We start from the raw sequence: 13,909 nt of genomic DNA on the forward strand, positions 1-13,909 counted from the left end.
GGTTTCCGGTTCTTTCAGTGGAGGGGTTCGGAACGTGACGCGCCGGCACGAGCGTCAAGGGTGGTTCACGGGCAGGCGCGCAGCGCGCGGAGAGCACGTCGGGGCGCTGTGCTTGACGATCGCCGGCGCCGTGAGGGAGCCCGCTGCGAATCGACGGCCCGCAGGCCGTCGACCCTCATCGTGGCGAAGCCGACTCAGAGGGCATTGCGGAGCGCGTCGAGGATGTCCAGGGCTCGGGTTTCCGCTGCTCCCTGCACGTCGTTGGTGACGAAGCCGAAACCGACTCCATGGGCTGGGTCGGCGAAGGCGAGCTGGCCGCCGGTGCCGTCATGGCCGAAGGACGACGAGGTCAGGAACGGGCGGTCGGGGCTGTCGAGCATGAAGCCCGTTCCCCAGCTGGGCTGGGGGATGCCCTGGAGGCCCAGGATCTGTGGCCCGGAGGACTGGATGCGCACCATGTCCGTCACCACGTCCTCGGGGAGAGGCTCGGTCGCGCTCGTGAGCAGGATCGCCGAGGACCAGATCTCGGCCAGTGCCCGTGCAGTCGCGACTGCTCCGCCGCCGGGGACTTCGGCGGCCTGGATGGCCGGATCGCTCAGGCCCGTGCCATTCCCGGCGACAGTGCCGGGGAAAGCACCGCCGAGAGTGAAGGCCCTTCTCACAGGGTCGAACTCCGGTGTGGACGGCAACATGTCGACGTTGATCTCGGGGGCCATCGCGAGAACCGCCACCGACGCAAGCTCCTCCTGCGGCACGCCGAACCACGCACGGGCGCCGAGCGGCCCGGTGACCAGTTCTGTGAACGCCTCGCCCACGCTCCGGCCGGTGACGCGGCGGACCACCTCACCAACCAGCCAACCGTAGGTGAGGGCGTGATAGCCGTGACCGGTTCCGGGTTGCCACAGCGGCGCCTGGGCGGCGAGCTTGTCCACGACGGGATGCCACGCGAGGACGTCGTCCCTCGTGATGTCCTCGGTCGGATAGGACAGGCCGGCCTGGTGCGAGAGCAGCCACCGTACGGGGATGGTCTCCTTGCCGGCCTGGCCGAACTCGGGCCAGTAGGTGCTGGCCGGCAGGTCCAGGTCGATCTTTCCGGCTGCCACGAGCCGGGCGACGAGCAGGGCGAGGAGCCCTTTGCCGCAGGAGAACGTCACGGTGGGGGTGTCCGGGCCCCAGGCGCGGCCGTTGTCGGCGTCAGCCGCTCCGCCCCACAGATCGACCACCTTCTCACCGTCGACCATGACCGTCAGCGCCGCGCCGCCGCGTGAGCTGTGGGTCAGCTCCGCGTTAAAGGCGTCGGCGACCTTGCCGTAACCCGGGGCGACGAGACCGTCGTGATCAGCGTGCATGTTGTCCCTCTCGGGGGTTCTAGGTCAGCACCCCGCAGGCAGGATGCACAGTGGTGAATGGATTTAGCAAGAGCTCAGGATTCGGAACTCACCACTCGTCCGACGACGCCGAGGCCTCCCTCGGGTGTGTAGCGAACAGGGATCGGGTCGGACAGCTCACCCGCGAACAGTCCGTCGCGCTCTTCGACGAAGCCCATGAGGTTCCAGCCCCCGGTCGCGTCCTGCACCAGGCGTGGTGCGTAGAGGTTGTCCACCAGAACGGCCCGCGCCTGTGCCATGTCCCATGGGCCGGTGAGGGACGGGCCGGGCACCACCCAGATCTGATGGGTCAGGGGGCGTTCGGCGTAGTTGCTGCAGAACAGCAGGAGCGGTTGGCCGTCGACGACGGCCACCTGCGGGACCTCCAGGTGACCGAATCCCGCCGGTTTCGTCAGCGGCGGCCGCACCTGCCAGGTGAGCAGGTCCGGCGACCAGGCATGCCCGATCACTCCACCGCCGTGGGCGGGGCGCTGCTTGGCGTACGCGGTGATGAGCATGTGCCAGCCGTCGCCGGACGGGTCGGCGAAGACGAAAGGATCGCGCCACGCCTCACCCGGCCATGCGGAGCGGTCACAGTCCTCGTACCAGGTCGGGTCTGGCTCCACCAGGGCCTTGTCGCCGTGGCGCTGCCAGACGTTCAGGTCGTCCGACACGGCCACGCCTATGCGCTGCACATGGCGGTCAGAGGCCTGGGTGAGGCCGGTGTAGAAGAGGTACCAGCGCCGGTCCGGGCCGCGGACGACGCTGCCGGTCCAGGTGGCGAGGTCGTCCCAGGCGGGCGTGTCGGCGGCCACGAGGGCGTCGGTGCCGAGTTCCCATGTGCGCAGGTCGGTGGAGACGGCGTGCCCGATCGATGCCCTTCGGTGGCGGCGTTCGGGATCGTGCAGGGCGCGGGAAGCACGGAGGAAGAAGGCGTGGTGCCGGCCTTGGTCGTCCCGTGCGTACCAGCTGTCCCAGACCCAGTGGTCGGTAAGACGCAGCATGCTTCGGTCTCCTTTGCTCAATCGATTTAGCATCATGGGCTGCTGTACGGTTCCCGCGCAAGGTCAGTTCGTCGTGCTGTTTCGGACCGGTGATGTCGATCAGCGCGCGGGTGCGCCGATGGAACCGCGCTCCTGCAGGGGCATCGGAACCCAGCGCACTCCCGGACCGGGATCCTCGTCGAGCAGCAGCCGGACGGCCAGTCGCCCCATGTCCTCGTGAGGCAGGGCGGCGGTGGTGAGCCCGGGGCGGAGCCAGGTGGCGATGGGGTCGTCGTCGAAGGAGACGACCGAGATGTCGTCCGGGATACTCAACCCCACCTCGGCCACGGCCTGATAGGCGCCGAGGGCCAGCCGGTCGTTCATGCAGATGACCCCTGAGGGCGGGTTGGCCCGCCCCAGCAGCGCAGTCATGGCCTCATACCCGTCCGAGGGTTCCCATTCGGCGGTGTACTCGGCACCGACGAGCCGCAGGCGGCGATCGGCGAGAGCCCGCCGTATGCCCCTGAGCCGTGGGCCGACGGCGAGGGACTTCCACGGGTCGCGCTCCTTCTCCTCCACGCGCCCGATGACGGCAATCCGGCGGTGCCCGTGGTCGAGGAGTGCGGTGGCCACGGTGCGCCCCGCCTGCTCGTCGGCCGGCAGCACGGAGGGCACCGGGTCGTCCGAGGTGGCGTTGAGCAGGACGGCGGGCCGGCCCAGGATCTCCTGCGGGACCGCGAGCCTGCGGCTGTACATGGCGGCGTAGACGATGCCGTCGACCTGGCGGTCCAACATCGCCTCAATCGCCTCCCGTTCGAGATCGGCGTTGCCCTGGGTCTCGGCGATGAGCAGCACATGGCCCTGTTCCCGTGCCGCGTCGAGAGCGCCTCGGATCATGTCCCCGGCGAAACGCGTGGTGGCGACCGTGTCCGACACGAAGGCGACGGTGGCGCTCTTGCGGGTACGGAGACTGCGTGCCGCGGCGTTGGGGCGGTAGCCCAGTTCCTCGGCGGCGGCCAGGACGCGTTGCTGCGCGTCCTCGGACAGCCGGGTCCCCGGCCGCTTGTTCAGTACCAGCGAGGCCGCGGTCGTGGACAGTCCCGCGCGCCGGGCCACGTCGGCCAGTGTCACCCGCCGCTGGGGCATGGGCTCCTCCATGTATGGCTCGCGTCGTCCGGTGCTCGGGCTCGGGAAGCATAGAACGGGGTCTTGACGAGGCGCCCGGTCGGGCGCATCCTGCTAAAACCTTTGAGCAAGGTACACCGTGATCTCGCCACCGCGGGATACCCCAAGTTCGTGGGGCCGCGAACGGGCCTCCCGCACCATCAGGCGGGCCTAGCCCGATCGCCTTGACGCACTCGCACCGCACCCCGCACACCTCGTTATCGATTTCGCGCTTGCTAAATCGATAAACTCCTCAGAGCCGCAGGAGATGAACGTGTCCTCTCGCCTGTCTCACCGCAGACTCCAGGCACCCCGCCCGCGCAGCAGCGCGGCGGTCGCCGTGATCGCCGCCACCGCCCTGGTCCTCACCGCCTGTTCGGGGGGCGCGTCCTCGAAGGGCGGTGCCGGGAGCGTGGGCGACGACCTCACCTTCGGCGCTCCGCTGTCGCCGCCGAGCCTGAACCCGGCGGTCGGTGACCCCGCCTACGGCTCCTTCTACCAGTGGGCGTACGACCCGCTGATGGTCATGCAGGCCGACGGCACGTTCGGCCCCGGCCTCGCGGTCAAGTGGGGCTACGTCGGGAAGGGCAACCGTGCCTACGAGCTGACCCTGCGCAAGGGCGTCAAGTTCAGCGACGGCACGGCCCTGGACGCCCAGGCGGTGAAGACGTACCTGGACTACGAGAGGTCCCAGAAGACCGGCAGTGTGCCCGGCCTGTTGGGCAGCGTGGAGTCCATCGAGGCCACCGGGCCCTTGACCGTACGGCTCAAGCTGCGCGCGTCCGACCCCAACCTGACGTTCGCGTTCGCCCAGGCGTTCGGCGCGGGCAACATCGCCAGCCCGAAAGCGGTGGGCAAGCCCGCGTCGCTGGACAACGGCACGGCCGGAGCAGGTCCGTACATGCTGGACGCGACTCGGACGGTCGCCTCGGACCACTACACCTTCGTCCCCAATCCGCACTACTGGAACAAGGACCGGCAGCACTGGAAGCAGGTGACGATCCGCGTCATCCCCAACTCGTCGTCGATGATCCAGGCGATGCGGGCCGGTCAGGTCCAGGCGGCGATGGGCGACGCCACCACGCTCCAGGCGGCTGCGGGCGCCGGACTCACCGTACTGGCCCCGCCGCAGGCGATGACCGGCCTCAACCTCGCGGACCGGGAGGGCAAGCTGAGCAAGCCGCTGAGCGACGTACGGGTGCGGCAGGCACTGAACTACGCGGTCGACCGCAAGGCCATCGCCAAGGCGCTGTACGGCGACGAGAAGCTGGCACTCAGCCAGTACGCCCTCCCCGGACAGGCCGGATACGAGGCCTCTCTCGAAGCCACCTATCCGTACGACCCGGCGCGCGCCAAGAGTCTCCTCGCCGAGGCCGGATACCCGGGCGGGTTCACGCTTCCCGTGCTCGACACCACTCTCGTCGGGCTCGACAAGATGACGCAGGCAGTCGCCGGCCAGCTCTCGAAGGTCGGCGTCAAGCTCAAGATCACCACGAAGCCGAGCGTGAGCGACTACTTCGTCGCGATGACCTCCGGGAAGTATCCGGCCCCCGTGATCGGGTACGGCCTGGCCAACATGGCCACGCTGCACGTCGGCTTCGTCAATCCGAAGGGGCCGTTCAACCCCTTCCACGTGTCCGACCCTCGCCTCGACGCGCTGTACAAGCAGTACTTCGCGGCCAACGAGAAGGACAGTGCCGCGCTGCAGAAGAAGATCAACGCCTACCTCACGAAGCAGGCATGGGCACTTCCCGTCGTCGGCTCACCGCTGAGCTACTACCTCGCCAAGGGCCTGACCGGTCTGGAGGCCACGACGGCCAACGCCGGTGTTCCCACGTTCGCCGACCTGCGTCCGGAGAACTGATGAGCACGCCCGTGAGCAGAGGTGACCGATGCTGAGGCTCGTCCTGCGCCGGCTGGCCTGGGCCGTCCCGCTGGCGCTCGTGGCCTCGGCGGTCTCCTTCGTCCTCGTGGCGCTGCTGCCGGGTGACGCCGCCCGCTCCCTGCTAGGGCAGAACGCCACCGAGGCGCAGTTGGACACCGCACGCCACGAACTGGGCCTGGACCAACCCCTGTGGGTCCAGTACTGGCGGTGGCTGTCCAAGGCGCTGCACGGTGACTTCGGCACCTCGCTGATCAACCGGCAGCCGGTGGCCGCCCAACTCGACGACCGGCTCGGGCCGTCGCTGTCGCTGATCATCGGCGCCACACTCCTCGCTGCCGTCGTCGGGATCCTTCTCGGAGTGCGCGGCGCGCAGCGAGGCGTGCTGGGCCAGGCGGTCAAGTCGGGATCGGTCATCGGCCTCGCCATTCCCGACTTCTGGCTGGGCCTCGTGCTGGTCGTCCTCTTTGCGGTGCAGCTGCCCTTCTTCCCGCCCACCGGCTATGTGGCACTGCCCGAGGATCCGGCGGCGTGGTTCAACTCCCTGGTCCTGCCGGTCGTCACCCTGGCGGTCCCGGCCACAGCCGTGATCGCCAAGCAGAGCCGCGACGCCGTGGCGACCGCGCTCGACCAGCCCTTCGTCCGCACCCTGCGGGCGGCCGGGGTGCCGGAACGGTCCGTGGTCTACCGGCACGCCCTGAAGAACGCCGCGGTCCCGGTCCTCACCGTGATCGGCACGGTGTTCGTCGGCGCCCTCGGCGGAACCGTGGCCGTGGAGTTCATCTTCGCCATCCCCGGGCTGGGAAGCACCGCCGTCCAGGCGACCGCCTCCCACGACCTGCCACTGATCGAAGGAGTCGTCGTGTACTTCACGATGATCGTCATCGCGGTGAACCTCCTCGTCGATGTGGCCTACCACGTCGTCAACCCGAGGGTGCGCACATCATGACGACGCAAACCATGAACCCAGAGGTCTCCCAGGCCCCCTCGCACCCAGTGAAGTCGGCCCCAGAACCCCCAGGGCTGCGCCGCGCCCTCGGCCGGCACCCACTGGGCGCTGTGGCCACGGCCTACCTGGCTCTGCTGGTACTGGCCGGGCTGCTCGCCCCCGCCATCGCACCCTACTCACCCGATGAGCAGGACCTCAGCACCGTACTCAGCGGCCCATCGGGCGCGCACTGGCTGGGCACCGACACGGTGGGCCGCGACGTACTCAGCCGCCTGCTGTACGGCATCAACCCCGCACTCGTGAACACGCTCACCGCGCTGGCGGTGTTCCTGCTACTGGGTGTGCCGCTGGGCATCATCGCCGGCTACCGGGGCGGCTGGCTCGACACCGCGATCAGCCGGACGGCCGAACTGATCCTCGGCATCCCCGCGATCATCATCGTCCTGGTCGTGCTCGGCGTCTTCTCCTCCAGCCCCACCGCGGCCATGATCACCCTCGGCGTGCTCGGCTCACCGGGACTCGTCCGGCTCGTACGGGGCGCCACGCTCGTGGTCCGCGAGGAACTGTTCGTCACCGCCGCCCGGGTCGCCGGAGTACGCCCTTGGCGGATCATGAGCGGCCATGTGCTGCGCCGGGTACTTGGCCCGATCCTGGCCCAGGCGTCGGTGTTCGCGGGCATCGGCCTCGGCTTCCAGGCCGCGCTCGCCTTCCTCGGCGTCATGTCCGCGGGCGACCGGCCGAGCTGGGGGGAGATGATCAGCCAGGCCTCCACCGTCGTCACCTCCGACGGGTGGCTGCTCGTTCCCCCCGGTGTGACGATCGCCCTCACCGTGCTGGCGTTCGGTGTGCTCGGCGATGCCATCCGCGAGCAGACGGCGTTCGAACGGAGGGCACCCGCACCGCGCGGACCCCGGGCGGCACGCGACCGCAGGACGAACGCGGCACAGCGGGCGGTGGTGGTGACACCGCCGGGCGGTCCGGACGACGGTCTTCTCCACGTTCGGGGACTCACCGTGGCGGCGAGCACGTCCGGCCCGGACACCACCCTGGTCAGCGACGTGACGTTCAGCATCGGCGCCGGAGAGACGGTCGCCGTCGTCGGCGAATCCGGATGCGGCAAGAGCATGACCGCCCTCGCACTGCTGGGGCTCCTGCCGGACGGTGTAGACGTCACCGGCGGCGCGGTCGTCCATCGCGGTACGGACCTCGTGGCCGGCGGCCCCAGGGCCTACCGTGCCGTCCGCGGCTCCGGCATCGCGTACGTCGCCCAGGACGCACTCGGCAGCCTCGATCCCACGCACACGGTCGGCAGCCACCTCAAGGAGGTCATCCGCCGCCACGAACGGCTCTCCGGACCCGCGACGCGCGCACGAGCCACCGAACTGCTCCACCAGGTCAAGCTGCACAACGTCGACCGCGTGCTCGCCTCGTACCCGCATGAGATCTCCGGCGGCATGGCCCAGCGCGTCAACATCGCCCTCGCGCTCGCCGGCCGGCCGAAACTCGTGATCGCCGACGAACCCACGACCGCGCTGGACGTCACCGTGCAGGCGGAGATCCTCGCGCTGCTGCGCGAACTGCAGCAGAACACCGGCATGGCGATCCTGCTGATCACCCATGACTGGGGCGTCGTCGCGGACATCGCCGACCGAGCCGTCGTCATGTACGCCGGAGAGGTCGTCGAACAGGCCGGCGTCCAGAGCCTGTTCCACGCGCCGCGCTTCCCCTACACCGCGGCGCTGCTGGCCGCCGATCCGAGCACCGCGGAGCACGGGGCACGACTGCCCACGTTGCCCGGCCGGGTGCCGCCCCCCGGAGCCTGGCCTGCCGGATGCCGGTTCGCCGGCCGGTGCGTCCACGCGCGCGAGGAGTGCACCAGCGGGCCCATCCCTCTCCTGCCGGTCGGCCCGGACGCGGCCGCCCGCTGCATCCGCACCGAGGATCTCGTCCGTGAAGGAGCACTACCGCGATGACCGAGGAGCAGTCTCCCGTCCTGGACGTCCGCAACGTCAGTGTGGGATTCAGACGCCGACGCCGTGAACCGCTGTTCCAGGCACTCGACGACGTCAGTCTGACCGTCCCGCGCGGTACGACCATGGGGCTCGTCGGAGAGTCCGGATCGGGCAAGTCCACGCTCGCGAAGGCGGTGCTGGGCCTCGCACCCGCCCAGTCCGGCAGCGTACATCTACTCGGCCAGGACACGACTCACCTGAGGCTGGCGGAAAGAAGGAAGCTCGGCAGCTCCATGCAAGCCGTCTTCCAGGACCCGAACAGCTCCCTCAACCCCTCCTACACCGTGGGCCGCAGCCTGGCGGAGCCCATGCTGGCCCAGGGCATCCGTTCCCAGGAGACCATCGCGCGCCGGACGACGAAGATGCTTGAGGACGTGGGGCTGGACCCGGCCGCCGCCGCGAAGTACCCGCGCGATTTCTCGGGCGGGCAACGCCAGCGCATCTCCATCGCCCGTGCCCTGATGACCGAGCCCCAGCTGGTGATCTGCGACGAGTCGGTCAGCGCGCTGGACCTGTCGGTCAAGGCCCAGATCCTCAATCTCCTGGCGGACCTACAGGACGAGCACGGGGTCGGATACCTGTTCATCTCGCACGACATGTCCGTCGTACGGCACATCTGCCACGACGTCACCGTCCTGTACCGAGGGCAGGTGATGGAGGCCGGACCGACCCGGCTGGTCACACAGGAACCCGCACACCCGTACACCCGCGCACTCCTGCTGGCCGCCCCGGTCGCCGACCCCGCCGTCCAACGGAAGCGCCGCGCGATCGCCGCAGCCGGTGAACTCGCGAACGGCGACCCGCAGCCGGGGAGCGGATGTCCGTTCGCCGCCCGATGCCCAGTCGCTCAGGAACGCTGCCGACAGACCCGACCGGAGGCCCGGACGACGGCCGACGGCCGGACGGTCGCCTGCCATCGCTACCCCGAGTGGCAGAGCGAGATCTCCACCGACATCGCACGGTGACCCCTCTGCCGGGCGCAAGACTCTTCGCCTTTCCGCCCGCACCAGGGAGTCTCCGTGTTTGCGCTGATCCTTCAATGGAGTGTCGAGGATGACGAGAACCTTTTGGAATGCACCAACCGTCAGTCGCGGTGCAGCCGCCCTGGCTGCGGCTACCAGCCTCATCGCGGTCGCCGGTGTCGCCGTTCCTGCCAGTGCGGACACTGCTCCTCTGGAGTACGTCGCGATGGGTGATTCGTACAGTTCCGGAGCAGGAAATCTGCCGCTGGATCTGACCGCGCCGCCGTCGTGCTGGCGCTCCACCGTCAACTACGCCAACGTCATCACGCGTGCGACCGGCGCCAGCCTGACCGATGTCACCTGCAGTGGTGCGACCACCGCGAACTTCGCGACTTCGCAGGGACCTGGGATCGCGCCCCAGCTCGACGCCGTGACCTCGACAACACGGCTGGTGACGATGACGATCGGCGGCAACGACAACAACGTCTTCGCGAACGTGATGAACGGCTGCGCCATCGCTTCAGCTACCACCCTCGGACAAGGCACCCCCTGCGAGCAGCAGTACGGCACCAGCTTCGTCGACACGATCAACAGCACCACCTACCCGGCGATCATCCAGGCGCTCAAGGCCGTGAAGGCCAAAGCACCTCACGCCCGCGTCGCCATCCTCGGCTACCCCTGGATCGCCCCTGCGGCCGGCGGTTGCTACCCCACGCTTCCGATCGCGGTCGGCGACATCCCCTACGTCCGCGGGATCCAGGCCACCATGAACGACACCGTCCGTCGGGCAGCTGGTGCCGCAGGAGCCATCTACGTGGACATGAGCGGCCCGTCCAACGGACACGACGCCTGCGAAGCGCCCGGCGTCCGCTGGGTCGAACCCCTCGTGACGACCACCTCCCTCGCCGTCGGACATCCGAACGCACTCGGCGAATCCGAGATGGCCGCCCAAGTCCGCAGGGTCCTGCACCTCCCATAAGCCGGTGGTGCGGGCGAGCTGCCAAGGGCGCTCACCTGCACGGCCTTCCAAACCGCCTAAGCCGGCGACGACGACACGCGCGGAGATCCTCTCGGCCGCACGGCTTTCCTGCCTGCGACCTTCCTCGCGCACCCCGAACAGGAGTCTTCATGCCCATCGATCCCGCGCTTGTGTCGTTCCTGCCTTTCCCCTCGTTGCCCGAGGACATCGACTTCCCCGCCTGGCGCGCCCTGGAAGAAGCGAATGGAGAAGCGCTCGTCAGCCAGATCGCCGAGCCCGGTCCCGACGTCGCTGAACACCGCATCGAGACCATTCCTGTGGACGGCGGCACCATCGAACTGGCGATCTTCCGCCCCGTCTCGGACGGAGTACTCCCGCTGCACATGTACGTGCATGGCGGCGGATGGGTCGCCGGATCGGGCCTCAGCCTCAGCACCGCGATCATCGGGCGCGAACGGGCTGTGGGCGCGCAGTGCGTCGTGATCACCGTGAACTACCGCAAGGCACCCGAGCATCAGTTCCCCATCCCGCTCCAGGACTGCCAGGCAGCGTTGGAATGGGCGATCCAGCATGCCGAGCAACTCGGTATCGACACGAACACGATCACCCTCGGCGGAGGATCCGCCGGCGCCAACCTCGCGGCCGCGCTCACCCTGAAGCTGCGCGACGAACACGGCCCCGCCATCGCACTGCAACTCCTCGAAGTGCCCGCACTCGACCTCACCGGCAGCCTCCCCTCGCACTCCGACCCGGAGCTCGGCACGAAGTACGCGCTGCACCGACAGGACGTGGACCGCCTCATCCCCCTCTACCTCGGCGAAGACGGCGACCCCACGCACCCCTACGCGTCGCCCCTGCTCGCCGACACCCTCGCCGGCCTGCCACCGGCGTACATCATGTCCGCGGAGTTCGACCTGCTCCGCGACGACGGCCAGGCCTACGCCGACAAGCTCAACGAAGCAGCAGTGCCCGCCCAGTTCGCCCTCCAGCACGGTCACATCCACCCCTCCCCCGCGTTCACGAAGGTCTTGCCCGCCGCACGAGCGTGGCGTGAGGAAGCACTCAAGGTCCTCCGTGCGGCGCACGCCGGCACCCTCCGCCTTCCGCTGCACTCCGAAGCCGCCGGCGAAACCCGCTGACAGCCCACGGCGTATGACCGGGCAGCGGGGCGATCGGCCTCCAAGTCGCCCATTACCTTGGTCGTGGAGCCCGGTTCGGGCTCGCGGTCATCGGGGCCGGTATGACTCGTTGCCGCTCCCCTTGATGATCCGGGGGCGCAACCTCCGGCTGGGGGCCGCCCTCCTGGGGATGCTCCAGGAGTGGGCAGACCAGCAAGGTCCACCTCGCTGCCGATCAAAAGTGCCGCCCCCTTGCCCTCCTCCTGACCGCGGGCCAGGCGGCGGACAGCCCGCGGTTCGTCCCCGTCCTGAAGAGGGTGCGGGTGCGCGGGTCCTATCGACCGTCCTCGCACCCGGCCCGACGCGGTTGCCGCAGACAAGGCTTCCTCGTCCCGGGGGAACCGCGCTTACCTGCGTAAACGCCGCATCAAGGCGATGATCCCGGAGGAAAGGACCAGACCACCAACCGGAGAAAGAAGATCAGCAGGGGAGGCAGGCCCGTCAGCCACGACACCGAGCTCCGCAAGCAACGGAACACAGTGGAACGCGCGATCAACAGAGTGGAGGCATGGCGAGGCATCGCAACCCGCTACGACGAGACTCCAGGGAAGCCATCTCACCGGCTTCACCTTCGCTCCTCGATGATCTGGATCAAGGACCTCACACGAGCCGCGGCGAACGCGGGTGTGCCCGTCGCGTTATCTCTCGGGTCCGGCGATCAGAACAGGCCGTTGTCGTGCGGCAGGGTGTCCGGGATGGCCGGGACGATGTCCCAGTGCTCGACAATCTTGCCGTCGGCGACACGGAACAGGTCCCAGTACGCGACCGGCCCATCGAACTCGCCCTCGCCGACCACCAACACGAAGTTGCCCTCGGCGATCACCCGGTGAACTGTCCCGTAGACGACGTTCTTGCCCTGCTCAGCCCACGCTGCAACGGCGGCGCCGAGCCCGTCAAGCCCGTCAGCGATCTCCGGGTGGTGTTGGTCGTACTGCTCGGTGGAGATGAAGTCGGTCACCACGGAGAAGTCGCCACCCTTGAGGACCTTCTCGGCGAACTCGAGGACCAAGGCGCGGTTGGCCTCAGTCCTGTCGAGGTCGCTGGCCTCTGCCGGGCCGTCGACCTGCGAGCGGCCCGAAACGGTCTTGGTGATCTGGGGGGTGAGCGCGTCCCAGTGCTCGGCGAGCTTGCCGTCTGCGACGCGAAACAGGTCGAAGGCGACCATCGGGTCCGGACCGAAGCCGTAGTAGACGCCGTGGACCGCGACCAGGTCGCCCTCGGTGATGACCCGGGCGACCTCGTGACGGACGTCGTCGGTGAGTGACCCGATCAGCCCACGCAGGCCTTCGGGGCCGTCGGGCGCGGCCGAGCTGTGCTGGCGGTAGTCGGCGGCGACCCACCGGTCGACGGCGGTGACGTCCTTGTCGCCGAAAAGCTCCTTGAGTGCGGTGAGGACGGTGGTCTTGTTGTCGCTCATGTTCGCCATTTCCTTCTGCTGGTGGCCCCGGTGGGCGGTTTGTGGTTTCTGACATCAACGTAGGTACGTATAGGGCCAGTCCTGCGGTAAGTTCGGGTCTTGTGATGGTCAATATCGGACAGCGTAAGCGTGATGCCATCCCGAGGGTTGACTTCAACGCGCGGGTCGGCACTCCGGCCGGCGTCGAGGTGATGTCACTGTCCGAGTTCCGGCGGCGTGGAGGCGGCGGGATCACGCCGCAGCGCCCCGATTTCCACCACCTCATCACCACGGTCAGCGGGACGCTGAAGCAGGAGGTCGACTTCACCACGTACGACGCGATCCCCGGTAGCTGGTTGTGGGTCCGTCCGGGGCAGGTCCAGAGGTGGGGGGATCTGAGCGAGGTCGAGGGGCATCTCGTGCTCTTCGAAAGTGACTTCCTCGATCCGGCCACGGTGGTCGCGGCGCGCTTGGAGACGCCGGGCAGCCCGGTGCAGTACGACGCCGTCGTCGACCACGGCGTCGATCTGGCGATCGAGCACCTCTGTCACGAGTTCGGTGCCGTCGGCAACAGTTCGCTCGACGTGCACATCGCCGTCCTGCGACACCTGCTGTCCGTGCTGGTGCTCCGGCTGGCCGACCAGCCGGCTGGGCTTCCCAGCACTACGGAAGACAGCGACACCTTCCGCCGATTCCGCGAGGCGGTGGAGCGTGACTTCACCAAGACCCGTGAGGTCGCTGACTACGCCAGAAACCTGGGCTACTCCCCGCGCACGCTCACGAGGGCAACCGCATCCGCGGTCGGCACCAGCGCCAAGGGGTTCATCGACGAACGAGTCATGCTGGAGGCAAAGCGCCGCCTGGCCCACAGCGACGAGACCGCCGTCCGCGTTGCCGCACACCTCGGCTTCAGCAGTGCCACCAACTTCAGCAAATACTTCCAGTCCCGAGCCGGACAGAGCCCGATCCAGTTCAGGAACGCAGCCCGACAGGTCCCAAGTCCGCAAGGTGAGCCCTGACGCTGCCGATGTGCGTCA

At 68.7% G+C, this 13,909-nt stretch carries 11 protein-coding genes and 1 pseudogene; 8 read left to right on the plus strand and 4 right to left on the minus strand.

What is annotated here, in order from left to right:
- Window positions 1–194: 194 nt before the first annotated feature.
- From ACFZBT_RS38375 to ACFZBT_RS38385, 3 genes are all read right to left on the minus strand, one after another.
- Window positions 195–1,349, minus strand: a complete 1,155-nt coding sequence (locus tag ACFZBT_RS38375) for a serine hydrolase (protein WP_391114360.1) — start codon at window positions 1,347–1,349, stop codon at window positions 195–197.
- Between the two features lie 74 nt (window positions 1,350–1,423).
- Window positions 1,424–2,371, minus strand: coding sequence for a family 43 glycosylhydrolase (locus tag ACFZBT_RS38380; protein WP_391114363.1), 948 nt, complete (start codon window positions 2,369–2,371; stop codon window positions 1,424–1,426).
- Between the two features lie 99 nt (window positions 2,372–2,470).
- On the minus strand, window positions 2,471–3,496 hold the full coding sequence (locus tag ACFZBT_RS38385; protein WP_391114366.1) for a substrate-binding domain-containing protein: 1,026 nt from the start codon (window positions 3,494–3,496) through the stop codon (window positions 2,471–2,473).
- 292 nt (window positions 3,497–3,788) lie between these two features.
- Between ACFZBT_RS38385 and ACFZBT_RS38390 the strand changes: the two genes are divergently transcribed.
- From ACFZBT_RS38390 to ACFZBT_RS38420, 7 genes and pseudogenes are all read left to right on the plus strand, one after another.
- Window positions 3,789–5,378 carry an ABC transporter substrate-binding protein gene (locus ACFZBT_RS38390; RefSeq protein WP_391114369.1) on the plus strand — a complete coding sequence of 530 codons (1,590 nt, stop codon included), beginning with the start codon at window positions 3,789–3,791 and terminating at the stop codon, window positions 5,376–5,378.
- Window positions 5,379–5,406: 28 nt separating this feature from the next.
- Complete coding sequence (locus tag ACFZBT_RS38395; RefSeq protein WP_391114372.1) at window positions 5,407–6,345, plus strand: ABC transporter permease subunit; 939 nt, start codon at window positions 5,407–5,409, stop codon at window positions 6,343–6,345.
- Complete coding sequence (locus ACFZBT_RS38400; RefSeq protein ID WP_391114374.1) at window positions 6,342–8,318, plus strand: oligopeptide/dipeptide ABC transporter ATP-binding protein; 1,977 nt, start codon at window positions 6,342–6,344, stop codon at window positions 8,316–8,318. Before ACFZBT_RS38395 ends, ACFZBT_RS38400 begins: the two co-directional genes overlap by 4 nt.
- Entirely contained in the window at window positions 8,315–9,322 is a 1,008-nt protein-coding gene (locus ACFZBT_RS38405; protein ID WP_391114377.1) for an oligopeptide/dipeptide ABC transporter ATP-binding protein, read from the plus strand. Before ACFZBT_RS38400 ends, ACFZBT_RS38405 begins: the two co-directional genes overlap by 4 nt.
- A gap of 88 nt (window positions 9,323–9,410) precedes the next feature.
- Window positions 9,411–10,298: a GDSL-type esterase/lipase family protein gene (locus ACFZBT_RS38410; RefSeq protein ID WP_391114379.1), complete on the plus strand. Its 888-nt coding sequence runs from the start codon at window positions 9,411–9,413 to the stop codon at window positions 10,296–10,298.
- A gap of 149 nt (window positions 10,299–10,447) precedes the next feature.
- A complete protein-coding gene (locus tag ACFZBT_RS38415) occupies window positions 10,448–11,437 on the plus strand; it encodes an alpha/beta hydrolase fold domain-containing protein (RefSeq protein WP_391114382.1) in 990 nt (329 codons plus the stop codon).
- A 76-nt stretch (window positions 11,438–11,513) separates the two neighbouring features.
- A pseudogene (locus ACFZBT_RS38420) lies at window positions 11,514–12,090 on the plus strand (transposase); the annotation flags it as partial.
- Window positions 12,091–12,134: 44 nt separating this feature from the next.
- On the opposite strand, the gene ACFZBT_RS38425 reads toward ACFZBT_RS38420, so the two are convergent.
- On the minus strand, window positions 12,135–12,893 hold the full coding sequence (locus tag ACFZBT_RS38425; protein WP_391114385.1) for a nuclear transport factor 2 family protein: 759 nt from the start codon (window positions 12,891–12,893) through the stop codon (window positions 12,135–12,137).
- A gap of 104 nt (window positions 12,894–12,997) precedes the next feature.
- Between ACFZBT_RS38425 and ACFZBT_RS38430 the strand changes: the two genes are divergently transcribed.
- Window positions 12,998–13,891 (plus strand): helix-turn-helix domain-containing protein, encoded by an 894-nt coding sequence (locus ACFZBT_RS38430; RefSeq protein WP_391114388.1) that lies wholly within the window; start codon window positions 12,998–13,000, stop codon window positions 13,889–13,891.
- The last annotated feature ends 18 nt before the right edge of the window (window positions 13,892–13,909 follow it).

The organism is Streptomyces sp. NPDC008137 (genome assembly GCF_042957035.1).
Taxonomy (GTDB): Bacteria; Actinomycetota; Actinomycetes; order Streptomycetales; family Streptomycetaceae; genus Streptomyces.

Coding starts and splice junctions, on each gene's coding strand:
- ACFZBT_RS38375 (WP_391114360.1), bottom strand. CDS start 1,349: ATGCACGCTGATCACGACGGTCTCGTCGCCCCGGGTTACGGCAAGGTC.
- ACFZBT_RS38380 (WP_391114363.1), bottom strand. CDS start 2,371: ATGCTGCGTCTTACCGACCACTGGGTCTGGGACAGCTGGTACGCACGG.
- ACFZBT_RS38385 (WP_391114366.1), bottom strand. CDS start 3,496: ATGCCCCAGCGGCGGGTGACACTGGCCGACGTGGCCCGGCGCGCGGGA.
- ACFZBT_RS38395 (WP_391114372.1), top strand. CDS start 5,407: ATGCTGAGGCTCGTCCTGCGCCGGCTGGCCTGGGCCGTCCCGCTGGCG.
- ACFZBT_RS38400 (WP_391114374.1), top strand. CDS start 6,342: ATGACGACGCAAACCATGAACCCAGAGGTCTCCCAGGCCCCCTCGCAC.
- ACFZBT_RS38405 (WP_391114377.1), top strand. CDS start 8,315: ATGACCGAGGAGCAGTCTCCCGTCCTGGACGTCCGCAACGTCAGTGTG.
- ACFZBT_RS38410 (WP_391114379.1), top strand. CDS start 9,411: ATGACGAGAACCTTTTGGAATGCACCAACCGTCAGTCGCGGTGCAGCC.
- ACFZBT_RS38415 (WP_391114382.1), top strand. CDS start 10,448: ATGCCCATCGATCCCGCGCTTGTGTCGTTCCTGCCTTTCCCCTCGTTG.
- ACFZBT_RS38425 (WP_391114385.1), bottom strand. CDS start 12,893: ATGAGCGACAACAAGACCACCGTCCTCACCGCACTCAAGGAGCTTTTC.
- ACFZBT_RS38430 (WP_391114388.1), top strand. CDS start 12,998: ATGGTCAATATCGGACAGCGTAAGCGTGATGCCATCCCGAGGGTTGAC.